Raw genomic sequence first — 23,511 nt, 5'->3', positions numbered from 1 at the left:
GAGTTATCTATGTTTAAAAATTTATCTTTAAAAAACAAACTTGCCATCTCCGCAAGTATTGCTATCGTTCTAGGGAGTGTTTTAGTGGAACTCCTCTCCTACAACGCCTCTCTCAATCGTTTAGATATCGAAATAGAGCAGCGACTACAAAGTTCTACAACCTCGTACAACCAGTATGTCAATGACTGGTTGCTTTCAAAACAACGAGCCCTGACCGCCCTTTCCGATGCAGTAAAATCCGATGCTATCATTACTCACTTGAAACAGGTTCGTGATTCTGCCGATTTTGACAACGTCTTCATTGCTTACCCTGATGGCTCTCAGCAGAATGCTAACAATGTTACACTCGCAGCGAATAACAATGATCCTAGGGTCTGGGGTTGGTATAAAAACGCCAAAGCAAACCCGGCTAGCGTCTATATGGACAACCCAACGGTTGCATCAGCAACCGGCGCTAATGTGGTTTCACTGGGTAAAGCATTAAATCTGCGCGGTCAACAAGTCATTCTCGGTGCAGATGTTGAAATCACCGATATCATCAAAAATATTCAACAGGTGATCCTGCCAGGTGATGGCTATATGTTCATCGCCAATGAATCGGGCAATATCTTCACTCACAGCGATACTAAATTACTCAATAAAAGTGTGGCTGAATTAGGACTCCATTACGCAGATATTCAGCGCGCAGTCTCTAGCCAAACCGATCTGATAGTCGACATCCATGGTGAAAAGTATGTGCTTTATGCACGGAAAATTGGCAATACCCGACTAACCACGGTCACCATACTCAATTACGATTCTTTGATCGCGCCACTTTATAACGCGATACTGGAACAACTATTGGTCACGGGTATTGTGGTTGTATTGTGTACCGTATTATTCAATCTGCTTTGTAACGTTCTGTTCCGTCCGCTCAATAACGTATCTAATGCTCTGGAACAAATAGCCGGTGGTAGTGGTGATCTGACGCAGCGTATCGTGGTTGAGAACAGTGATGAGGTCGGTAGGCTGGCCAATAATTTCAATACCTTTGTCGATAGTCTGCATGCGCTCATCGGGCATATTCGTCATCAGTCGCTGCAGCTTTCTGAGCAATCGGATCAGGGGGCACATCGAGCAAATCTGTCAGCAACGGAACTAAACCAACAGCAACAAGAAGTTGTCATGGTAGCAACAGCGGTGACTGAAATGGCCTCAGCCACCAAGGAGATCGCCTCTCATGCAGAGCATACAGCACAAGCGGCGCAAGATTCGGCGAATAGTACGAATCATGGGCACACACTCGTCATTCATACCAAAAGTTCGATCAATAAACTGGCGGAATCGGTCGAAGAAGCCGGTGCGGTTATCTCGGCACTGAATCAACATGCACTGGAAATTTCAACCGTTCTCGCAACAATTCAAGGGATCGCCGAACAAACCAATCTATTAGCGCTCAATGCCGCCATTGAAGCAGCACGAGCCGGAGAACAGGGACGGGGATTCGCTGTGGTGGCCGATGAAGTTCGCATTCTTTCACAACGTACGCACACGTCCACCGAGGAAATTAAAGCCACGATTGATACACTGCAAGAAACGACCAAAAAAGCGGTAACGTTAATGGCGAGTAGTTCAACTTTGGCGGCAAACTCCGTTGAGGATGTAGATAAAGCCTCTCTCGCTTTAGAAGAAATTAATGCTGCCGTCGCACTCATTAGCGATATGGCGACACAAATTGCTACTGCGGCAGAAGAGCAAACCCATGTCACCAGTGAAATTACGCAGAACGTGACGGCCATTAAAGATGTCACAGATCAGTTGGTGATGGGTTCAGAAGAAAGTTTAAACCAATCAAACGAACTTAAATATCAGGCGGAAGACCTGAGAGAGAAAGTGGCGACCTTTAAACTGAGTTAACCCACAGTTTTTATCTACAATACAAATTATTGTCCACAATGCAAAAGCCGACTTTCAATTGAGTCGGCTTTATTCATTTAGTCTAAGGTTAATCTGCAGCGCCTTGCTTAATCGCGTTGATCAAAATCGACGTATCCTTACGCCCTTGCCCTTGCTGTGATAATGTCTGATACGACTGCATCGTTTTCTCTGTCATCGGCAGTTTCACGCCTTGCCGCTTCGCTTCATCCAGACAAAACCCCAGATCTTTAATCATCCAATCGATAGCAAAGCCAAAGTCAAATTTACTTTGCGACATAGTCACGGCGCGGTTTTCCATTTGCCATGAACCCGCAGCACCATTCTTCAGACAAGCAACCAAGGTTTCAATCTCTAAGCCGGCTTTTTCAGCCAAAATTAAACCTTCAGAAATTCCCGTTAGAGCGCCTGCAATACAAATCTGGTTAACCATTTTTGCACGTTGCCCTTGCCCTACTCGCCCCATCAACACCGAAGAGCGACCATAGGCATCAAATATCGGTTGAAGTGCATCGAAATCTGCTTGCTCACCGCCACACATAATTGTCAGTACGCCATTTTCAGCGCCGGCTTGACCACCAGAAACGGGTGCGTCCATGAAACGAACACCAACCGCTTGAGCGGCTTCTGAGAGCTCTTCAGCAAGATGAGCAGAGGTCGTCGTGTGGTCAACAAGCAAAGCGCCAGATTTCATGTACGCTAGTGCGCCGGTTTCGCTGGTGGTCATACTACGAACATCATCATCGTTGCCGACACATAGCAAAACCACATCGGCATCTTTGACACACTCAGCGACAGTTGATCGATAAGCGCTACCATATTGTTCCGCCCAAGCCTTTGCTTTTGCTTCTGTGCGATTAAATACCGTGACATCAAATCCGGCTTTGACCAAATGCCCCGCCATGGGATAGCCCATAACACCTAAACCAATAAAACTGACTTTCATTTTATCTCCCTATAATGTTTTTTCTTTATGCTCTTTTTGACTTTGGCACTTCATACCCAGCAGTTGCTTTTATGGTTAGAGCACGACAAATTATCGTTGCCATAAAAGCAAAAAACCGAGCCTAAGCCCGGTATTTGTTATTGAATATCAGCGTTGTGGTAAACCTGCTGAACATCATCACAGTCATCTAGTAAATCTAGGAACTTTTGAAATTTTTCTGCGTCTTCACCAGAGATTGGACTTTGGTTCTGAGGAACGAAAGTGATTTCTTCAACATCTAGAGTAAGATCAGGATAAGCGGTATTCAGTGCTGTTTTCACTTTAAAGAACTCAGTGTTTGGTGCAAATACAGTAATGATACCATCTTCAAGTTCGATATCCGTGACGTCCGCATCTTCCATCATCAGCGCTTCTAATACCGCTTCTTCGTCTTCGCCTTTGAATTGAAATACGGCTTGGTGGTCAAACATATGTGCCACAACACCTGGAGTACCAATTTTAGCGCCAGTCTTAACGAAGCATTGACGCACATCTTGGAAAGTACGGTTGCCGTTGTCTGTTAGACAGTCAACGATAACACTAACGCCACCAGGACCAAAACCTTCATAACGAGCTGGTTGGTAATCTTCACCGCCACCGCCACTCGCTTTGTCTAATGCCTTATCAATAACGTGAGCTGGTACTTGATCTTTTTTCGCTTTGCTGATCAGGTGACGAAGAGACAAGTTCATGTCTGGGTCGATACCACCGTTCTTTGCACAAACGTAAATCTCTTTACCATATTTTGAGTAAACTTTAATTTTTGCGCCTTGAGTTTTCGCCATAGAGGCTTTGCGCACTTCGAAACTTCTTCCCATCGGGATGTTCTCTCTAGTTCAATTTAATGCGACAGATTCATGCAGAAAATAAAATTTCTGCTTGGGTGAGCATCACATGACGCCCATAACCCTTTTGTATTTGTCCACCGACTGTTGAAACCATTCTTTATCTTGTACAGAACTAAGAGTGGTTAGATGCTTAGTAATCTCTTCCGGTCCGCCTTTTGCCTGCTTCATTTTCCAAATCAAAAAAGAAGCCTGTTTATCCAGTTCTATTTTGTTTTTTTCATTCACATCAAGCAGCGCAAGGTTGAAAGACATTAGTAAACCCACAGTCGATAAAAACATGGGGCGAAATATAGCATAGGAATAGCAAAAATTAAGAGTCAAAAATGTCGGATTCTATGACTTTCGTTACTAAGCGTACAAAAAATCGATTTATATACCCTTCCTACTTGAAGCTGCAGCGGTGTTGGCTACGTTCGTTCACCCCAATCACGCATGGTAATCTGTGGTCATGGGGATTCACTCACTTGCCGCCTACCTACAACTTAAAGTAGTTTGGGTATAGCAAAAATTGCTGTTAAGTAATGTTCTCAAAATAGAAAAGGTGGCTACAGCCACCTTTGTAAACCGAATAAGTGAGTATCTTAATGAAGAAGTCCTAGTTCCTTCGCCTCTTCAATAGACAAACCACTTTCACGGATCTCTCTTAATGCTTCAATGCGACGACGAGCTTCCGCTGATTTTTGTTTGTTAACTGGAATCTGAGTTTCAACTTCTTCTTTGAAGTCCCACTTCTCTGTGATACCAGTGATTTCATCATGGTTAATAGAATTGATGGACATTGTAACCTCCGAACAAACCATGCAAGGACATGTAATCTGTAGCAAAGGTCCAAATCGCTGTTAAGTACATTTAAGCAATAATGTGACGTAAACTATAATTCACAAATCTAATTTACAAATCACTCAATTATCTTTTGTACAAGCTTAAAACTGGCAGTACATTGAGCAGATTCACAGCTAAAAAATAAACCTGATCTAGCTCAATTTTTGTCGGCTAAACCGAGCCCTTTCTAAAGTTCAGCAAAACAAATGCCCTTCCCCACAGATCCATTTTGCCGCTTCTTATTTAGCCAGTAAAAATGATTGAATAACCCGAATTAAACTTATTGCACTCTTGTCAGCAAATTTCACAACGACGGAAGAATGATCATGGGACAATAAAAAATCACGAAAGCATGATCATGGAATGCGTAGCGTAAATTTAAATCTTGGACAAAAAAAAATCGAGTCCTTGGGGAGAACTCGATAAAAAATATTCAGAATGAATGTAACAATATGAGCCAATCCTTAAATTCATCAGATAGGGCAAAAGGTTGTCTATTCGCTAGTAACTTTAGCCAACAAGAGGCTTTATTATGTCAGGCATATGTCAGCATTGTGTTCAGTATCTGTTCATTTGTTGATTTAAATACCAATAGCAACTTCATCCAGCGCCCGGAATACTGATTCGTCCAAATGACCATCATAAACTTGTTTGCACACTTTCCTTCTTACCGCCAACCCAGAGATCAGGCGTTCAATCGACAAGTGCTTATTCTCATTTTGAGAATTATAAAGCTCGATCAATTTACTCAACGTCTCATATGGAATAGTTTGATCATCCACACGCAGCCAATCAAGCTTATCAATCAGCTCTAAACACTCTTCTCTGATAGACGAAGGGGCATGTCCAGTCATAGCCGCCAAAGCGCTTATACTGCGTTCTAGCGCTTCTGGTGAGGTGTATTTAGATAGAGTAATAGTGATCTCGTCGGCATTGATCTCAACTAAGTGCTTACGCTGCTTCACGCGACGTCCCAATTTGCCTCTTGGTGACGGCGATTTGCGTTGAATGGGTTCGAATTCACCATCAATGATTTCAGACAGTTCTGCCAATTTCTGCTTTGATACCATTTCATGGCGAAGTGGGTTTGGCAACGTTGGCGCCATATTGCGTTTGCCTGCGTTGGTCATCTTCGCACGTGAATAACGCAATACCTCTTCAACGTCGCACTTAATATCAACTTGATAATCAATCACTTTGCCTTTATCGATCGAAGTAGTGATCGTTAAATGGTAACCCCATAGATTGACCACAAAAAGATCATCCGTCCCTTTTCCATCAGAAAGTCGTTTAAGTTCTCTAAGTAGATCCATAGAGAATCTACGCCATTCGATATTACGAGCAAGTTTTTGATTTAATTCGCTTAACATCATCACATCGGTATGCCTGCGTGACATACGGCTTCTAAAGTACGAGTACAGTTGGAACACAAGTGTATGTTGTTTTAGAATTTCTGGAGGAAACAGGAAGAAGTAATCACGCGTCATCAACTCTTCGAAAAATGACGGTTCCCAAACCAGTATGTAAAGATTTGGTTTGATCTTAATTTCACCATCGCTACCTTCCGTTGGTGCCTCTTCCGATGCGGTGATCGTTCTGGCTAAGAAACGGAAACGATCGCTCTTAAACCCTTCCGGCATGTTTTCGCTCAGCCAACGTCCTGTCAATTCGTGCAATTGGAAGTCGGTAAATTCAATACGATCAATACTATCCCGAATGGAATCACGTGCAGGACCACTATCCTTCTTACCTCTTAGAGAAAGAATATCTGTGATATAGAGCGGCGTCTTATTGGGTACTTGGCTGGCGTTAAGCTGGTAGTCTTCATGGTGATGATCATGATACTGAACGGTTAATGTGAACAGAGCGAACAACGTCATGAGATCATCAACTGTCATAATGTTCTTCGATGATCGAGTTTCGATTACCGCTCGAGTTCCAGAAATAGACACCATTGATTTTTGGTAACTTTTTCTCGTTCTTGGTGGAGCTAACGCTTGATCAATGATCCCTGCCCAGTTGGTCGGAGAAACCACAAACTGTTCAGTCTCATCTTTCATTGCTGGTGGCGTATTAAGCCCATGTTCGTTCAACAGACGTTTATTGACTTGTGTTTGTGCCAGTGCTTTAGAACGCTTTTGCTTTTCTGACTGTTTAACCGATTCGGTTACAAGGCTTGTTGAACCCAACACTGAGATAAGTTGATTTGGATTGATAAAACGGTGAAGCATGGTTTTACCTGCTAAACCTTCTTCAAATCGTACCGGAATTTGTTGAAAAAGACCGATGTTCACAGCAGCACGAAGTCTTTGTTGGATAGCAGCTCGTGTTAATTGACCGTCAGTAGCATCGATAAGTTCAGTCGTGGAAACCAATCCATCTTTGCTACTAAAACCACGTAGTGAAATTAAATTAAGCAGCTCAATAATACTTCTTGTTACACCCTTAAAATGTTGATACTGCTCTATCCAGTCGATCGCAGATTCAGAAACCGTAAAAAGATGTCCATCTTTATGGCTTCTAGGTGCTTTGATCAGTATTTTATCTTCTGATGCCATTATTAGATCTATCCCACAATAACCGTAATATCGCTATAGTTCCAAAAGGATAAAGAAAAAAAGATCATAAATAAAGAAAAAGTTATTGCTCTTAAATAACTGATCTTTTTGATGATAATGATTAATAGTGATTAAAGTGATCTTATGATCTGAATGGAAATTTAAACATAACTTACTGTATTTGTTGTCTATTTATTTTCCCCGTGCAGAAGCATGATCATTGCGATTTCGAAACTATGATCATTAACTCATTGAAAGCATGATCAATATTATTTAGAAGCATGATCATGATGAATACGAATAAATGATCAAAACAAATCTCAAAGCATGATCAAGGTCGATGCACAACTTATCCACAAAGCCGTTTATTCGCTCTTCAATAAGCACGGTTATGATTTGATTTTGATATCAGAGTTACGGACGCATGATCAAGTGTTACTGACAAATTGTCATTTGTTGATTGTATTTTATGCGTCAAAAATAGAAATACACATTCAATGCGTATTGTAGCTAGCAATTGAAATTGCAGGCGATGGACGAAAGCATGATCACGGTAACCCGTCTATGCTTTTATTGTTGTTCTAATAATGTTTAACTCCTAGCGCTGATTGTCTAAATGACACAAATCCCCATTACAACTGACATTCACCGTAGTTTGTTTACTTTTTTCCATGCTTCCGTACTTGGTTTTTCTCTTGATCATTGATCCGAAATAGGATCATAAGATCAAACCATTCCATGCTCAATCTTTCCGTACATCAATTCCTTGATCATCGTTCCTAATGGTTAAAAATTGCTTGGAACTATGATCATGTAGCTTACCTTGATCATGCTTCCCTATTTTGTTTTTTGGTAAATGCAATATTCATTTTCATATTGTTCTTGCTTTCTCGACGATTTTTTAATTACTAATAACTTAATTAGAAATCGAACTGACATCTACCGTAATTTGTTCTGCTTACTTAATCGTTCCGAGTCTTTTCCCTAATCAGTTATCGGTTTACATTGTAAATAAGTGACACTGTAATATTTAAAATCTAATTGATTTTTCTGCCCATTATCTAGATTATTTTTCATCTATTTGTCATCTTTTTTTACCATTTTTCTACTTATTCATTTAAACGATATTATTTTGTCAATTTAATGTGATTTTTATCTTAAAGTGACTGTTCACCTTTTTATTGTAAATGACGCTCAATGCTGTACAATCTTTTCTATAAACTAATAACGGAAATTGGCTATGAAAAGAGAACAAACAATCGACAATCTCTATAAACTTGCCGAACAAACACAACAGGTTCAATCTGATCGTATTGAAATTGTTTTAGAAGAGCGTCGAGAAGAACATTTTCCTCCGATGTCTAAAGCATTGATGGAAACCCGTTCTGGTTTGACTCGCCGTAAGTTGGACGAAGCGATTGCAAAAATGGAAGATGCGGGTCACCAGTTCACCAAAAACAATGCTAACCACTACTCTATTTCTTTATCTGAAGCTCACATGTTGATGGATGCAGCCGGAGTGCCTAAATTCCATGAACGTAAGAAAAATTCAGAAAATAAACCTTGGATTATCAACGTACAGAACCAAAAAGGTGGTACGGGGAAATCGATGACCGCGGTTCATTTGGCGGCTTGCTTGGCGCTAAATTTGGATAAGCGTTACCGCATCTGTCTTATTGACTTAGATCCGCAAGGTTCATTGCGTTTGTTCTTAAATCCACAAATTAGTGTGACTGAGCACAGCAATATTTACTCTGCAGTCGATGTGATGCTAGATAACGTTCCCGAAGATGTGGAAGTGGATAAAGCGTTTCTGCATAAAAATGTGTTGCTTCCAACACAGTATCCAAACTTAAAGACCATTTCTGCATTCCCTGAAGATGCTATGTTTAACGCGGAAGCATGGCAGTATTTGTCTCAAAATCAGTCTTTGGATATTGTACGTCTCCTTAAAGATAAACTGATCGACAAAATCGGTGATGATTTTGATGTCATTATGATTGATACCGGTCCTCACGTAGATCCTTTAGTGTGGAATGCAATGTTTGCGTCAAATGCTCTTCTCATTCCATGTGCTGCTAAGCGTCTTGACTGGGCTTCAACCGTGAACTTCTTCCAACACCTACCAACAGTTTATGAGATGTTCCCAGACGATTGGAAAGGGTTGGAGTTTGTACGTTTAATGCCAACTATGTTTGAAGATGACAACAAGAAGCAGGTTTCGGTATTAACAGAAATGAATTATCTGTTAGGTGATCAAGTGATGATGGCAACAATACCACGTAGCCGTGCATTTGAAACGTGTGCAGACACCTATAGCACTGTATTTGATTTGACTGTTAACGATTTTGAAGGTGGTAAGAAGACGCTTGCAACCGCTCAGGATTCTGTTCAGAAAAGCGCATTAGAGCTTGAGCGAGTGCTCCACAGTCACTGGACTTCACTAAATCAGGGGTAAGTAAGTTATGGCAATTAAGACATCTGATCTGAATGCAAAATTATTTGGTAAAGTCGATAAGCGCCGTGCAACGACACCTAAAGAAGCGCAGTCAGCGGCTAAAGAGCAAGCACAAATCATTGAACTAGCTGTTGCTGGAGAACAACTGGTCACGTTTGAGCTGATGAGAATCCCATCGGCTGAAGTAGAAGCAAAAACCAAAGTGTTTTCGGCTAATGCTCGTGAACAGAGCTTTCTAAACCAACATGCACTTTCTGATATTCTAAGCACTCTAAACGAGCGCGGGCAGCAGTATCCGGCTGTCGGTCGTCGTATGGCGGATGGAACGATTGAGGTGCTTGATGGTAGCCGTCGTCGTATGGCATGTATCTTGGCAGAAAAAGAATTTCTTGTTTATGTTGCTGATGATATCAACGCAGAACATGCAAAGTTTTTGTCTGATGTAGCTAATGCTCATAAACCTTTATCTTTATATGAAAAAGGTAAAGAGATGCAAGCAAAATTGGATAGTGGTGAAGCTGAAGATCAGAAAGCGCTAGCTAAAATGTTTCAATGCAGTGAAGCTCTCGTGAGCGGCGCGCTTAAAGCGGCAGCATTACCGTTAGAGTTGTTGCAAGCGTATCCTAATGTGGTTGAACTTGGCCGCCCTACTATTGTTAAGTTGCATAAACAGTTTAATGAACTCAGTGATAGTCAGCGTTCGGCGTTATTAAACAAGTGCCACAAGGAAGATAGTTTTGTATGGCAACGCTGCCAGTCTCAAGGTGTAGCTCGAATTACTAAAGAAGTGACAGAAACGATAGAAGAGTGGATTCACGATTTGGTGCCTCCTAAACGCGCTGTGAGCAATAGTGTTGATCTGATTAAAGGTCGTGTGAGCTATGCGCGTAAAGGTAATAACCTTACCTTGAATCTGAAGAAAATCGACGATAGTTTGATGAAAGATATCCTCGAATTTTTGGAAAATAAAATCGATTAATAAACAAACCCGCGAAATTCGCGGGTTTGTTTTATCATACCGTTCAGGAAAAATTTCTGATTAGTGAATGGGCATCGATAAGCAAACCCTCTGAGCCAAGGATGGCTCAGAGGAGCCCCATGGAGGGGTTTATGCGTGTTTGTGTTCGATGCTCATTCGCTGTTTCACCAATGCCCAATTCGATCATATTTTTACTGATGGTATCACTCTGTATGTCGACAGCCGTTATGCCAATAGCAGCGTTAGTTTCTCAGACGCTGCCAGTATTTTTCGTAAATGGCTAAAGCTTCTAGACCAACATCGTTAATAAATTCGCCGTTTGCGATGTCTTCATCACTTGGGAAAATAGTCGTGTTGTTTCTCAACTCTTCCGGCAACAACGCACGCCCTGTTGTTGTTGCTGATGCGTAACCCAAACTGTTAACGATTTCTGCTTGGCTGTCAGCCTGGTACATGAAGTTTATGAACTTGTGTGCCAGCGCTTTGTGTTCGCTGCCCGACGGAATGGTAAAGTTGTCCATCCACAAAACAGGCCCTTCTTTAGGGAACACGAATTTTAATTCAGGCATGTCCGCCTGACCTTGATATGCGTTGCCGTTCCATTGCATACCAACAGACGCTTCACCAGACACGTAAGGTACGTGTGGGGCATCTGAGTTGTACAGCAGAACGTTGTTTTTAAGTGCAACAAGAGATTGGTAAGCTTTTTCGATCTCTTTCTCATTCTTAGTATTGATGCTGTAACCGTTCAGTTTTAGCGCCATACCGAATACGTCACGGATATCGTCAATCAACATAACTTGTTGCGCATATTTTTTATCCCATAGCTCAGCCCAACGTGTTACGCCTTCAGGAAGAACTTCAGAGTTGTAGCTCATTCCTGTCACACCAAAAATGTATGGTAGAGAAAATTTGTTTTCAGGATCGTGGGCCTGACCAAGCAGTGCTGGTAGCGCATCTTTCATGTTTGGAATTTGGTTATGATCGAGCTCAGTAAGTAAGCCTTCACGGCCCATCTTTTCAATAAAGTAAGCTGAAGCAAAAACAACGTCATACCCTGTGCCTTTGAGAAGTTTGAGTTTGGTATACATAGACTCGTTGTTCTCAAATGTAGAGTAGTTAATGGTCACGTCTTCTTGCTCTTCAAATTGTTTAAGTGAAGTTTCTGGCAAGTAGCCGCCCCACGCATAAACGTTTAAAGTCTGCGTTTCTGCACTGACTTGAGCAGATACAATTGTTGCAGCTAATACCAATCCTTTGATGAAAGTCTTCATTAATCATTTAGTCCTGACAGCCAGTACCTTACTGGGGTTCTAATGAATAATTAGGCAAATTGTTTGCTCAATAAAGCAAATATAATTTATCGTCAGGGAAAAATTTTTTGACCTTACATGGTTAAAGTGGGCTACACATTATGGATAAGATGTATCGCATCTTATTGTCTGTTATTGGGGTGTGTTACCATAGGTTTACTTTCACCGATTATGTAAGTTTATGTCTTCTGAAACCTGTCAATTATTGTCTTATCTATCGTCGCTTAGCTTGCTGGCTGCAAGGCATCAATTTCGTTTTGGCATCTGTATGCAAGGCGAAGAGCAATGGAATTGTTCTTTGCTTGAAGAATGGTTAGCCGCGTCGAACAATCACGTAGTTTTCCAACTAGGCGGCGATGTTCTTTCTGGTGCAAGGCATGTTCCGTTTAATAAGGGACAACGATTGTTAGGGCAAGAGTGTAATACTCTGATTTGTGATATTTCATCCGGGTGGGACGCCAATAGTTTCAGCGCTGCTTTAGGCACTCTTATTGGTGGTGGGTTACTCTTTGTTTTAGGTGCCAACTCTTTATCTAAAAATCCTGCGGACCAATGGTTACGACGTTCTCTGGATAAACTGATTTCAATTTCTCCTGAGAGCAAAGCGGTATATCCCTCCGTTTCAGAAGCTGTGCAGCCTATAGATTATTCGCAACAACAGCTTGCCGTTGACAACATTGTGAAAGTTGTGACAGGACATAGAAAGCGCCCTCTAATTCTTACTGCCGACAGAGGTCGAGGGAAAAGCAGCGCTTTGGGTATGGCTGCCGCCAATCTGATGTTCGAACGTAAGATTGATATTATTGTTACTGCCCCAAGTCTTGCCTCGGTATCTCCTGTATTCCAATTCGCTCAACGCCTATTGGATAGCGCTTATTTTGCGAAAGGTATTGTCGAGTTTGGTCAATCCAGTTTGCGTTTTATCGCCCCTGACGAACTGTTAAAACATCGCCCTGAATGTGATTTACTGTTAGTCGATGAAGCGGCGGCGCTGCCTTTACCTATGCTTCAAACTATGGTGAATAACTATCACCGAGCTATATTTTCTTCAACCATTCATGGTTATGAAGGCTGCGGTCGCGGTTTTTCGCTAAAGTTTCAGTCGTGGCTAAAAGACGTTCGTCCGAATATGAAAGTTCAAAATATGGATCAACCAATTCGTTGGAGCAAAGACGATCCGTTGGAAGCATGGCATAACGATAGTTTTTTACTCAATTATGAATTTCAGCCGATAACCGATGCTATTACTGCTCAGGCATTGCAGTTTCGTTTGTTATCCAAACAAGATTTATTGAATACTCCACAACTACTGCATAATGTTTTTAGCTTACTGGTTAATGCTCATTATCAGACGTCGCCGAATGATTTGTTCCATTTACTCGGTGACGAAAATGTTGGGGTATATATAGCCTTATGTGGTGGTATTCTGCTTGGATGCATTCTTTCAGTGAAAGAAGGTGGCTTAGACGAACTACTGATTAAGGATATTCAGCAAGGGAAGCGTCGGCCCAAAGGGCATCTGGTGCCTGTATCTATTGCTAATCAGTTGGGTATTGCTGACGCTGCAAAACAAGTCAGCTACCGTATCATGCGTATAGCCGTTCATCCAGATGTTCAAAATAGAAATATCGGTGCAGCATTAATCACCCATTTCTCAGCTCAGCTCAAAGCAGATTACCTTTCAACGAGTTTCGGTGCGACCCCTGAACTTGTTAGGTTTTGGCAAAAGAGTGATTTTCAAATCGTCAAAGTTGGTTCAATGCGTGATCAGGCTAGCGGTTGTTATTCGTTGCTGATGATTAAAGGACAACATTTGTCTTGGCTGGATACTGCGAAAGAGATGTACAGGCAACATTTAGATTTTGAATTGAGTGACTCATTGCAGGATATGGAACCTCAGCTTGTTAGGCAACTTGTAAGCAAAAGTTCGCTCAGTGTTGAGGATTTACCGATAAAGCTTATAGAGAATTATGCGTATGGCGGTTCCAATTATGAAAGCGTCGCGCTCTGGATTAGGGTGCTAGCCTGTACTGTTTCTCATCAAGATTTGAAATTGTTATCTGATGTTTTCATTGCAAAAGTTGTACAACGTCAATCCTGGGATGAATGTGCTAAGAAATATCAGCTCAGTGGCAGAAAGCAAATTGAATCGTTGATTAGAAAAGATTTGTCGATGTTACTGCTCAATTTACAGTGTAAAGTGGCAGACTAAGATCGCTCAGCATGGCATTTACACTGTAAATCGATTTACATATTTGACCAATTGTTCTGTTTGCTTTCGGCTAACAAAGCATTTTCGACACATCATGAGTTGGGCTTTCACCAACCGTCATATCCATCTGTTTGATAGAACGCCAGAGTTCAATCGGATTACTTTTTTGCTATAAGCTGCTATAAATGGCTATAAGTTGCTATAACCTTTCCCATATTAATTGTATTAATCTCGTTAATAATATTAAACGTTTGGATACAATTCTGTCTTGCCAACTTTTGCTGTTAGAGATAAGGTGAATTCGTTTTATTAAGGGTAAACAGGCGATATTGCCACAATTTACAGTGTAAAGTGGCGTTACTGGTTAAGGCTGATAGAGTGATACACGCCTTAGTTTGAATAGATGGATGTTTGGTATACGTCTCAGTTTCGATACACTGGAACATAAGGTTTGTGTGCCGTGAAGGTTTAGTTGTATGTGGAAGGATGTCATTACAATCACGAATGATAAAACTCGTGTAATCGCTAAATTGACGGGTGAGCAATTCATCAAGAAAGAATTCACTCAAGAGGGGCTTTTGAGTGCCTTACAGAGTCTTGATGCTTCTAAACTCTATTTGTTGGAAGATGAAGTTACACGTTTCATCAATTGTGCCAGTGAAGGTAAAGATGAAGCGTATGAAGGGATTGTTATTGCGGAAGCTCGCAATGCAAGCATGCTCGTCACTATTAGTGATGATGGTATGCTTGCGAGCATCTCTGTTACTGGAGCATATGGTGGTCGAGGCGTAAAAGGTGTTGAAATTATTCAGGCACTTGCTGATGCAAGCGTGATCAAAGGCATCAACAAATTGGCACTAAAAAAGGTTTTTGTTACCAGTAGTAAGTTGGCTGGCGGAGAAATCTTTATTCAGCCAGTCGCGCAAGGCAAAGAAGCGATTAACGGAAAAGATGCCAAGTTTTTGCCTTTAGTTGAAGATGTTAATAAGCGGGTTCTTGCCCCTCAATCGGTGAGAGGACAAGACAAAAGAGACATGCGTGATTTAGGTGAAACCATCACCGTCAGTGAAAATGATCCAGTGATGCGTCGCCAACCAGCCACCAAAGGTGAACCAGGTTTCACTGTTCAAGGTAAAGTTCTAGATCCTCATCCGGGCACCGACGCTGAACTTGTTGCAGGGAATGGCACACATATCAGCCCAACGAATCCGAATCTGCTGTTGGCGTCCATTAGTGGTATGCCTGTATTTAGAAACAAAACTATCGATGTTGAAAACGCAATTTGTCTGAATAATGTCAGTGTGGCAACTGGACATGTGAAGTTTAAAGGTAATGTGGTCATCAAGGGCGATGTTGAGCCAGGAATGAAAGTTAGAGCGACAGGCTCGGTAATTGTTGGCGGGTTTATCGAATCGGCAGATGTTCAAGCTCAAGGAAACATAGAAGTCGGCAAAGGCATTATTGGTCATACTGAAACGGAAGGTGATGAAAAAAGCTGTACGGTGAAGTCAGGCGGTACGATTAAAGCGAGCTACGCCCAGTATGCCGAGCTGCAAGCCGGTGAAGATATTCAATTAACCGTGCATAGCATGGGTAATGTTATTCGTTGTGCTAGAGATTTAATCGTTCTTGATGACCAAGAAAAGCATGGCACGCTCAGTGGTGGTGTCGCCAAAGTCGGTGGGAAAGTCGTCTGCCTCAATTTGGGTGTAGAAGGTGATACCGCGACACTTGTTGAAGCATTTGCTGTATTCGCACGTTACAAGGAACGTATCGTGAGCCATAAAGAGCAATACAAACAAGCTCAAGAAGGGACAATGGATGCGATACGTAAAGAATTGGAATTTAAAAAGCGGCCGAAAGCAGAGCGTAGCGAAGAAGAAGAGTTAGAAATTAACGAAAAAAAAGAATCGGCCAATGAACGTTTAGAGAAAGTGAAGAACTCACTCGATTTGCTAAATGAAGAGTTCGAGCTTGCTTTGGCTTCCAATATGGTAGAAGCGAAAGGCAAAGTGTTTACTCATGTTACCGTCCAGTTTGGTGATGAGAAAGTGGTAACTAAACGTGTTCGCGGTCCAACAATATTCACCTTCAATCAATATGAAATCCAAGTTTCATCAAAGCTAGAAGATGAAGATGTCGGAGTTTAAATCGAACTGTTGAAGTTCAAAAGGGGAGGGGAGCATTTGCTCCCCTTGTTATGTGTTGATGCCTGGCATCAATGCACAGCACGTATCTTTCCATGTTTGAGATCACGGAGAACCATAGATTTAGGGCCATCTGCGATAATTGTGCCTTTTTCCATTACGATGACGCGATCGACAACATCCAGCATCGATGTTTTATGGGTAATTAATATCAGAGTTTCACTTGGTGTGAGCTGCTGCATTTGATGTTTAATGTGCATTTCTGAACGATTGTCCATCGCGCTAGTTGGCTCATCCATCAATAACACGGGAGGGCGACCCAACAGAGCTCTCGCGATAGAAACTGCTTGGCGTTGACCACCAGAAAGTAACATACCGCCTTCTCCCACCTGACGTTCTAAACCTGCTGGATCTTGTTGTGTGAATACGGTGACTCCGGCTCGATTTGCTGCATCCATCACTTCTCTATCATCCACCAGCGGACGCCCAAGCGTAATGTTGTCTCTGATTGTGCCATAGAACAAGATGCTCTCCTGAGGAACACAACCGATGTTACGGCGAATATCAATATGATGGAGCTGCTCAATATCGGTATCGTCGATTCGCACATGACCTTCAGTTGGTTTGTACAAGCCCATAATCAGGCGCTCTAACGTCGTTTTGCCTGAGCCGATACGGCCAATAATTGCCACTTTTTCTCCGGGATTAATGGTTAAGCTCAAATCGCGAATCGAGGCAATTGGTGAGTCGGGGTAGTGGAACGTTACTTTATCGAGTTCGATTTTACCTTGGATTATCGGACGGTGTATGTAACGTTTGCCTTGTTCTTGCTCGTCCGGCATCGCCATCACTTGATCAATGATTTTTAAAGATGCTTTTGCTTGGTTATAGCGAGTGGAAAGCAGCGATAACTGAACCATAGGGCCTATCGCGCGCCCGCTAAGCATGGTTGCAGCAATCAGTCCACCCATCGTCAGGTCCCCTCGAGCAATCAGATAGACCCCGAGAATAATCATGCCTACGTTGCAAGCCTGCTGCACTAAGCCTGCAGTGCTTTGAATGCCATCAGTAATGCGGCGGCTCCTAATGTTCCAGTTCGCCATATGAGAAATGGCTTCTTCCCAACGATATTGGAACTGGCTTTGCGCGCCAAATAGTTTCACCGTTTCAAGGCCAGCTAAGCTCTCAATCAAGTTGGCGTATTTTTGCGAAGCAAGGCGTGAGCCTTCTTCAATTGCCCGGCGCAAAGGGGCTTGAATTAACAATGAATAGACAATCAGAATGACCACACCAGCAATTGGCACGTAAACCAGTTCCCCGGCCATTAACCAGATAATGACTAAGAACAAAATGGAAAACGGCAGGTCTATCAGCGATGAAATTGTCGCTGAAGTAAAGAATTCACGTATCGATTCGAACTCTTGTAAGTGACGAGCAAATGCACCGACCGAAGGCGGACGAGACTCCATTCTAATTCCCATCACTTTACTAAACAGCTTTGAGGAGATGAGTATGTCGGATTTTTTACCTGCAATATCAATAAAGTAGTTTCTCAGCATCTTCAGCGTGAAGTCGAATAGGAAGATGACAAAGACACCACTAGCTAACACCCACAAAGTTTCAAATGCGAGGTTGGGGAGAACTTTGTCGTACACCAAGCGGGTAAACATCGGCGCAGCAATCGCGAACAGATTGATCAGCAGCGATGCAAACATTACGTCCCGATAGATGCGTTTTGACTGCCAAATCGTGCCCCAGAACCAGTGCCCTTCACGGGTTTTCAAAATCTCAGGTGAACGTTCATCATAACGAAATTGCTTTTTCACCATGAAATATCGGCCGATAAAGCGGGCATTGAGTTCTTCAAGTGGATAAGCCACCGGCACCATGCCTGACTCTGCAGTGACGATTTCGGCTTCCTGCTTTTCTTCATTAATACTGTTTAGAACGCAAGCTTCATTGCCTCGTAGCAGCAGGATGACAGGAAAAACTAAGTGGGGAATTTCGTTGAGGTTGGAGCGATTTTCTTTTGCGATAAGCCCTGCGCGCTCTGCAGATCGAGGGAAAAGAAACGGTGTCAATTTGCCATCTGTTAGCGGCAATCCATTGATTAACGCTTCAGGTGAATTCGCTAATCCATAATAACGACTCACATAGACCAGTGAATTTAGTAGCGTATCTTGCATTAATCTGACCTTTTCCTTATTTATCAACGATGAAACCTTGGAATACTTCAATGAAGTGCTCCGATAACAAATCCAACTGAGCTTGAGTTTCAACGCGAGAAGCGATGGTCTTTATTCCTAAGTTATGCGCAGTTCTAGAAATAGAGGTTAGCGTGAATTTTTGTTTCTCGTCGTCTAAGTGGTGAGTAAACAGGTAATCCAGCTTCACGTATTTTGGTCTAAATTCATTGATGTAATCTAATGACTGAAAATTGCGACCATAGTTATCAACACCGAATTCAGCACCTGCTGCGCGCACCGCATTACAAAATAGCGCGGTATGGTGAGGAGCGTTGATAAAGCAGTTTTCCGGAATTTCAAAGTGGAGTCGGGCACACACTTCTTTGTGCTTGGCTAGTGTTTGTGTGACCCAACGGATAAAGCTCGGTTGTTCAATACTGCTTTGCGCAATGTTAATGGCCAGTGGTGCGTTAAACTCGTTGGCCTCAAGTTTTTCGATCATTTTTTCGATGACGTATTCATCAAACTGGTGGCTCGCATTGAGCTGCTCAAGTGCAAACAGATATTGGTTCGCGGTGTAGCGCTGTTTGCCATTATTAATGGCTGAGAAGACTTCGTGGTGGAAGGTTTCCCCCCAACCATCGTTCGCAGCCTGAAAGCGATATTGAAACCAGTCGTGATGCATAGCTTCTTCAACCAGCGCTTTCCACTGTTGTTTCCCCATGATGACTTGGTCTGCTTCCGCTTTGATAAAGCCGTATTTCACTTCAGCATTGGCTTTAGATGCAGCGACAGCATTATCCAGTAGTGAAAGTATTTGAGTTGATGTTTTCTTACTTTGGTTATGGACAAAACCCAGATAGACTTTTTCCTGTGTCATACCTGTTGGATCAGAGCTGATATCCTGCACACATGCGAAAATGCTTTCTGCAACCATTTTCAACTCAGTTTCATCCATATTTGGCAGAATGAAAGCAAATTCATCGGTAGAGATACGAGCAATCGTCGTGTTTGGTGCCGAAAGCGTTACTTTCAGACGTTCTGCCAGGCTACCAATCATACCGTCACCCGCTTCATAGCCTTTCTCTTCATAGAGCTCTTTAATAAACTGTGCCTGAAGAATTGCTACACCACCTATCGCGCTTTCAGCCAACCAGTTATTGAGTTGGTTCATGTAATAGGCTCGGTTACCTAGGTGCGATACTGGGTCAATATAAGCGCGCTCGCGCAGTTGTTGAGCTTCCTGAGCCTGTGCTTTGAAAGATTTTTCTACTTGTGCAGACATGCTGTTGATGCCTTCAACTACGGATATAAGGTCTTTGGTTTGTGGCAAAGGTAGTGGGTCGCCAAAGTAGTTACGCGCCACTTGTTCCATTTTATTAACGATCATTTGTAGAGGGCGAAGTGCACGCTTAACAATGACGGAAATCGCCACTAAACCAGCAAACAAAATTGCACCGAATGCGATAGATAAGCGGATCAAAGCGTTCCAAAACTGAGCATACGCTTCACCGGGGTGGCTGATGATTTCCACTTCTGCCAGTTGCATCCAACCGCTAGTCACCACTCGCTGGTCGTGGATTGGTTGGAATAATTCTAAAGCGGTGAACCAAGTGGGTACTGAGCTTGGTTTGATTGGGTAAGTACGTTCAATTTGTTGGTCATCATCGAGAAATTTTAGTCTGACTAAAGAGTAGGTACTACCATCGAACAATGCATTGATAACCGACTCGACCGCAACGGTATCCTTTTTTTCAAGGTAAGGAGCAAGCGCTAAACCAACGGTATTGATGGTATTACTTACCTCGGAGCGCTGTTGCTGCTCTAAGTTGTCCCGAGTGGTGTTAAATTCGATAACGAATACCGCAGCTAACAACAGAACAAATACCGTTATCATACCTGCGACCAGTTGTTTATATAGTGTCATAGTACCTACTCATCGTAACTGATTAGTGGTTTATTCAGTTTATGAGTGCGCTCACGAGCGCGTAAATCGTTCCAAAGGCTAAGGCGTGAAGAGTCGCCAGCGAGCTGACCGTTCTTGGATTTCATTAGCCACAAGTTTTTACCGTTAAAGCTGTATATCGGTAATAAGTCTCTACGGGTTGAAGCGGGCTTTATTTCGCCGTTGATATTATCCAAAATCAGCGGCTCTGCATTCGGTGTTGAGTAGTAGGCGAGAACCATATGGAACTGGTTTAGTTCTATCGCTTTAACGTACACCAGACGCAGTTTGATATCAGATACACCCAGCTCCAGTAGTGAGAAGTACTTCGCAATGGTAAAGTCTTCACAGTCGCCAGCATTGCTGCCTAAAAACTCCAACGGCGTTGCCCAGTAATCGTTCTTACCCCAAAGTTGTATGTCATTGACGAAATACAACTGGTTAAAGAAACGGTTAACTTGGGTTAATTGTTCTTTTTCAGAAAGTCTCTTATAGCGAGTCATTTCTGAACGCCAGGTCGCCACACGTTTACCCGCTCTTGGACCATAGGTCACAGAAACGGCATCTATCCACTGTTGCTCTTGTGTGCTGAGCGCCAGAGAGAAGGACGAGACGATGAGGAGCAGCGTTGCAGCTAGCCAGCGCTTCATTAGCGAATCCAGAAACTGATGTGGCAATTCATTAATCTGTGTCTGAGCATTGTGCTTTATTCCCGCAAGGCATTTTTCTTTGCTCTAAGAATCGGTTCAAGTAAGTACTCCATCACAGTACGTTTGCCCGTAATAATGTCGATGGAAGCTGTCATACCCGGAATAATCGGTAGATTTTCGTCGTGTCCTAACGAAGTTTCATTGGTGCGAACGCGAACCAAATAGAAACTATTACCTTCGTCATCTTGAGTGGTATCCGCACTGATGTGCTCGAGAGTGCCTTCCAAGCCACCATATTTGGTAAAGTCATAGGCGCTGAACTTCACAATTGCATGCAAGTCTGGACGAAGGAAAGCGATATCTTGAGGTGCTATTTGCGCTTCAACTAACAGAGTGTCTTCGGTTGGCACTATTTCAACAATATCCATCCCTGGCTGAATCACGCCACCCACGGTATTCACATTCAGTGTTTTAACCGTACCTGTCACCGGTGAAATTACTACCGTACGGTTTACTCTGTCTTCCAACCCTACAGCCGACTCCGTCATAGACGAGAGTTTATCTTGTACTTGATTGAGTTCTTGTTGTTGTTGAGAACGGAATTTCTGTGCGGTATCAATGCGGCTCAGCATCGCCTCGCGAATGTTGGACTTCAACACTGGCACTTTTAACTCGCTTGATGTCAGTTCTCGACGTGTGTCATTCACCTGACGTTGCAGTTTTAGAAGCTCAATTCGTGGTACAACACCTTCATCAGCCAAAGGCTTAGTGATCTCCAGTTCTTTGTTGGCGAAATCATAGCTTTGGCGAAGGTTTTTTATCCGCGCCTGAATCTCAATTAACTCCTGCTGCTTCTGTTTAACTTGTTGTGAAACAACAGAAATTTGGTTGCGTAGATTAGCTAGATCTTGTTGATATTCCGCACGTTGGCGAGCCACCAGCTCCGGCTGTGTCTCTTTTAAAATCGGTGGAAATGCCAGTTTGTTGTAATCAATGCGAACGCTGTTTTCCCAATTATTCTCTGTGAAATCTTCATCTATCATGACACTGGAAAGAGAAGCAGAAAGCTGAAGTACGTTGGCAGTTAAGTTCGCCACTTGTTGCTCGCGTTCACGAAAGTCTGAACGAAAGCGAGTGTCATCAATGAGTATTAGTTGCTGACCTTTGGTAACTTGTTCACCTTCGCGAACGAGAATTTGTTTCACAAGGCCGCCTTCCAAGTTTTGGATCACTTGAATTTGTGAGGAGGGAACCACTTTACCTTGACCGCGCGTCACTTGGTCTATTTCAGCCCAAGAAGCCCATGCCGAAGCTGCGATAAAAAAAACGATCATCAACCAAAGCATGACGCGGGCACTATTCGGTGTGTTTAGCAGAAGTGCCGCTGTTTGGTCGTCGACATATTCGAGTTCTGTCGCGGAGAGCTTAGTGTAACTACTCATGGTCCATGATGTTCCTTGCTATGGCATTGGTAATGGATTGTTTATCGATTCACCTATAAGAATAAATGTTAATTATGGAATGCGTATAACTATTTCAATTTAATTTTTGAATTCATTCGATTTTTTGATTGATTTTCTGTATCAATTTTCTGTTTGTTTTGCCTGGCTGCTGCTTTCTAAACTTTCGTTAATATCATAAATGTCTGAGTTATCTTTCATTTGACCGTGAATGGCTTGAGTTCTTTATCTGTTCAGAGGACAATCGGCAAAAAATGATGAGGAGTAGAAATGGATCTTTCAGATATTCGCCGCGAGTACATTCAAGGTGGTTTGAGACGTAAGGACTTGCTTGCTGATCCTATTGATCAGTTCAACTTATGGTTACAGCAGGCGATCGACGCAAAATTGACTGACCCGACAGCGATGACGATTGCAACCGTTGATAAAAATGGCCAACCTTTTCAACGTATTGTGTTGCTCAAGAACTTAGATAAAAATGGTTTTGTTTTCTATACCAATTTGGGTAGCAGAAAAGCACAGCATATTGAACACAATAATAAAGTCAGTATCCATTTCCCTTGGCATCCTCTCGAAAGACAAGTACATATTACCGGCACGGCAGAAAAGCTCACCACTTTGGAAAACATGAAGTACTTTGCTTCTCGTCCAAAAGATAGCCAAATAGCCGCTATTGCCAGTCACCAAAGTAGCCGCATTTCAGCGCGTGGCATTTTGGAGGGGAAGTATTTAGAGCTGAAACAGAAGTTTGCTAACGGTGAAATTCCTGTTCCGAGTTTCTGGGGGGGCTATCGTATCAAGCCTGAGAGTATTGAGTTTTGGCAGGGCGGGGAGCATCGTTTACACGACCGTTTCTTGTTCAGCAAAACGAACGATGCATGGTCGGTCGATCGTTTAGCGCCATAAACTATTTTGTTACTTGAGCGGAATTAACTCAGCAAAATGAAAAGGGGGAAATAAATTTCCCCCTCAGACTGATGACAAACCCTATATCGTATCTGGAATCTGTTCTCAACTGGCGCTGTAACTAGACC

The 23,511-nt window shown here is 42.6% G+C and carries 16 protein-coding genes; 6 read left to right on the top strand and 10 right to left on the bottom strand.

Annotated features, from left to right (window positions below; translation table 11 throughout):
- Positions 1–9 precede the first annotated feature (9 nt).
- Positions 10–1,896, top strand: a complete 1,887-nt coding sequence (locus ACK5MF_RS00785) for a methyl-accepting chemotaxis protein (protein WP_416918427.1) — start codon at positions 10–12, stop codon at positions 1,894–1,896.
- 88 nt (positions 1,897–1,984) lie between these two features.
- Here the strand turns inward: ACK5MF_RS00785 and ACK5MF_RS00780 are convergent, their stop codons facing one another.
- The 5 genes from ACK5MF_RS00780 to ACK5MF_RS00760 all read right to left on the bottom strand — a co-directional run bounded on the left by ACK5MF_RS00780 (position 1,985) and on the right by ACK5MF_RS00760 (position 7,127).
- Positions 1,985–2,860 (bottom strand): NAD(P)-dependent oxidoreductase, encoded by an 876-nt coding sequence (locus tag ACK5MF_RS00780; protein WP_416918425.1) that lies wholly within the window; start codon positions 2,858–2,860, stop codon positions 1,985–1,987.
- Positions 2,861–2,997: 137 nt separating this feature from the next.
- Positions 2,998–3,717 (bottom strand): YebC/PmpR family DNA-binding transcriptional regulator, encoded by a 720-nt coding sequence (locus tag ACK5MF_RS00775; protein ID WP_416918423.1) that lies wholly within the window; start codon positions 3,715–3,717, stop codon positions 2,998–3,000.
- Between the two features lie 72 nt (positions 3,718–3,789).
- Positions 3,790–3,999 carry a DUF3283 family protein gene (locus ACK5MF_RS00770; protein ID WP_416918421.1) on the bottom strand — a complete coding sequence of 70 codons (210 nt, stop codon included), beginning with the start codon at positions 3,997–3,999 and terminating at the stop codon, positions 3,790–3,792.
- A 329-nt stretch (positions 4,000–4,328) separates the two neighbouring features.
- On the bottom strand, positions 4,329–4,526 hold the full coding sequence (locus ACK5MF_RS00765) for a PA3496 family putative envelope integrity protein (RefSeq protein WP_416918419.1): 198 nt from the start codon (positions 4,524–4,526) through the stop codon (positions 4,329–4,331).
- A 624-nt stretch (positions 4,527–5,150) separates the two neighbouring features.
- Positions 5,151–7,127, bottom strand: a complete 1,977-nt coding sequence (locus ACK5MF_RS00760; RefSeq protein ID WP_416918417.1) for a replication initiator protein RctB domain-containing protein — start codon at positions 7,125–7,127, stop codon at positions 5,151–5,153.
- A gap of 1,240 nt (positions 7,128–8,367) precedes the next feature.
- On the opposite strand from ACK5MF_RS00760, the gene ACK5MF_RS00755 reads away from it, so the two are divergent.
- Together ACK5MF_RS00755 and ACK5MF_RS00750 are read left to right on the top strand one after the other, a co-directional pair.
- Positions 8,368–9,585, top strand: a complete 1,218-nt coding sequence (locus tag ACK5MF_RS00755; protein ID WP_416918415.1) for an AAA family ATPase — start codon at positions 8,368–8,370, stop codon at positions 9,583–9,585.
- Between the two features lie 7 nt (positions 9,586–9,592).
- Entirely contained in the window at positions 9,593–10,564 is a 972-nt protein-coding gene (locus tag ACK5MF_RS00750) for a ParB/RepB/Spo0J family partition protein (protein WP_416918413.1), read from the top strand.
- A 242-nt stretch (positions 10,565–10,806) separates the two neighbouring features.
- Here ACK5MF_RS00750 and ACK5MF_RS00745 read toward each other — a convergent pair whose 3' ends face one another.
- Complete coding sequence (locus ACK5MF_RS00745) at positions 10,807–11,838, bottom strand: ABC transporter substrate-binding protein (RefSeq protein WP_416918411.1); 1,032 nt, start codon at positions 11,836–11,838, stop codon at positions 10,807–10,809.
- 220 nt (positions 11,839–12,058) lie between these two features.
- On the opposite strand from ACK5MF_RS00745, the gene ACK5MF_RS00740 reads away from it, so the two are divergent.
- Together ACK5MF_RS00740 and ACK5MF_RS00735 are read left to right on the top strand one after the other, a co-directional pair.
- Positions 12,059–14,089, top strand: coding sequence for a tRNA(Met) cytidine acetyltransferase TmcA (locus tag ACK5MF_RS00740; protein ID WP_416918409.1), 2,031 nt, complete (start codon positions 12,059–12,061; stop codon positions 14,087–14,089).
- A 476-nt stretch (positions 14,090–14,565) separates the two neighbouring features.
- Complete coding sequence (locus ACK5MF_RS00735) at positions 14,566–16,239, top strand: DUF342 domain-containing protein (protein ID WP_416918407.1); 1,674 nt, start codon at positions 14,566–14,568, stop codon at positions 16,237–16,239.
- Between the two features lie 68 nt (positions 16,240–16,307).
- Here ACK5MF_RS00735 and ACK5MF_RS00730 read toward each other — a convergent pair whose 3' ends face one another.
- From ACK5MF_RS00730 to ACK5MF_RS00715, 4 genes are read right to left on the bottom strand one after another with little or no spacing between them, the layout of a single operon-like run.
- Positions 16,308–18,422: a type I secretion system permease/ATPase gene (locus ACK5MF_RS00730; protein ID WP_416918405.1), complete on the bottom strand. Its 2,115-nt coding sequence runs from the start codon at positions 18,420–18,422 to the stop codon at positions 16,308–16,310.
- A 16-nt stretch (positions 18,423–18,438) separates the two neighbouring features.
- A complete protein-coding gene (locus ACK5MF_RS00725; protein ID WP_416918403.1) occupies positions 18,439–20,349 on the bottom strand; it encodes an EAL domain-containing protein in 1,911 nt (636 codons plus the stop codon).
- Positions 20,350–20,354: 5 nt separating this feature from the next.
- Positions 20,355–21,017: a transglutaminase-like cysteine peptidase gene (locus tag ACK5MF_RS00720; protein ID WP_416918401.1), complete on the bottom strand. Its 663-nt coding sequence runs from the start codon at positions 21,015–21,017 to the stop codon at positions 20,355–20,357.
- A gap of 56 nt (positions 21,018–21,073) precedes the next feature.
- Positions 21,074–22,459 carry an HlyD family type I secretion periplasmic adaptor subunit gene (locus tag ACK5MF_RS00715; protein ID WP_416918399.1) on the bottom strand — a complete coding sequence of 462 codons (1,386 nt, stop codon included), beginning with the start codon at positions 22,457–22,459 and terminating at the stop codon, positions 21,074–21,076.
- 288 nt (positions 22,460–22,747) lie between these two features.
- Between ACK5MF_RS00715 and pdxH the strand changes: the two genes are divergently transcribed.
- A complete protein-coding gene (gene pdxH / locus ACK5MF_RS00710) occupies positions 22,748–23,383 on the top strand; it encodes a pyridoxamine 5'-phosphate oxidase (protein WP_416918397.1) in 636 nt (211 codons plus the stop codon).
- Positions 23,384–23,511: the final 128 nt, after the last annotated feature.

It is taken from the genome of Vibrio sp., from assembly GCF_047973365.1.
Classification (GTDB): Bacteria; Pseudomonadota; Gammaproteobacteria; order Enterobacterales; family Vibrionaceae; genus Vibrio.
Note: the sequence above shows the minus strand (reverse complement) of the source record. Positions and strands in the feature narration are given on the sequence as shown.

Coding starts and splice junctions, on each gene's coding strand:
- ACK5MF_RS00750 (WP_416918413.1), top strand. CDS start 9,593: ATGGCAATTAAGACATCTGATCTGAATGCAAAATTATTTGGTAAAGTC.
- ACK5MF_RS00765 (WP_416918419.1), bottom strand. CDS start 4,526: ATGTCCATCAATTCTATTAACCATGATGAAATCACTGGTATCACAGAG.
- ACK5MF_RS00720 (WP_416918401.1), bottom strand. CDS start 21,017: ATGAAGCGCTGGCTAGCTGCAACGCTGCTCCTCATCGTCTCGTCCTTC.
- ACK5MF_RS00730 (WP_416918405.1), bottom strand. CDS start 18,422: ATGCAAGATACGCTACTAAATTCACTGGTCTATGTGAGTCGTTATTAT.
- ACK5MF_RS00780 (WP_416918425.1), bottom strand. CDS start 2,860: ATGAAAGTCAGTTTTATTGGTTTAGGTGTTATGGGCTATCCCATGGCG.
- ACK5MF_RS00785 (WP_416918427.1), top strand. CDS start 10: ATGTTTAAAAATTTATCTTTAAAAAACAAACTTGCCATCTCCGCAAGT.
- ACK5MF_RS00740 (WP_416918409.1), top strand. CDS start 12,059: ATGTCTTCTGAAACCTGTCAATTATTGTCTTATCTATCGTCGCTTAGC.
- ACK5MF_RS00735 (WP_416918407.1), top strand. CDS start 14,566: ATGTGGAAGGATGTCATTACAATCACGAATGATAAAACTCGTGTAATC.
- ACK5MF_RS00775 (WP_416918423.1), bottom strand. CDS start 3,717: ATGGGAAGAAGTTTCGAAGTGCGCAAAGCCTCTATGGCGAAAACTCAA.
- ACK5MF_RS00755 (WP_416918415.1), top strand. CDS start 8,368: ATGAAAAGAGAACAAACAATCGACAATCTCTATAAACTTGCCGAACAA.
- ACK5MF_RS00770 (WP_416918421.1), bottom strand. CDS start 3,999: ATGTCTTTCAACCTTGCGCTGCTTGATGTGAATGAAAAAAACAAAATA.
- ACK5MF_RS00760 (WP_416918417.1), bottom strand. CDS start 7,127: ATGGCATCAGAAGATAAAATACTGATCAAAGCACCTAGAAGCCATAAA.
- pdxH (WP_416918397.1), top strand. CDS start 22,748: ATGGATCTTTCAGATATTCGCCGCGAGTACATTCAAGGTGGTTTGAGA.
- ACK5MF_RS00745 (WP_416918411.1), bottom strand. CDS start 11,838: ATGAAGACTTTCATCAAAGGATTGGTATTAGCTGCAACAATTGTATCT.
- ACK5MF_RS00725 (WP_416918403.1), bottom strand. CDS start 20,349: ATGACACTATATAAACAACTGGTCGCAGGTATGATAACGGTATTTGTT.
- ACK5MF_RS00715 (WP_416918399.1), bottom strand. CDS start 22,459: ATGAGTAGTTACACTAAGCTCTCCGCGACAGAACTCGAATATGTCGAC.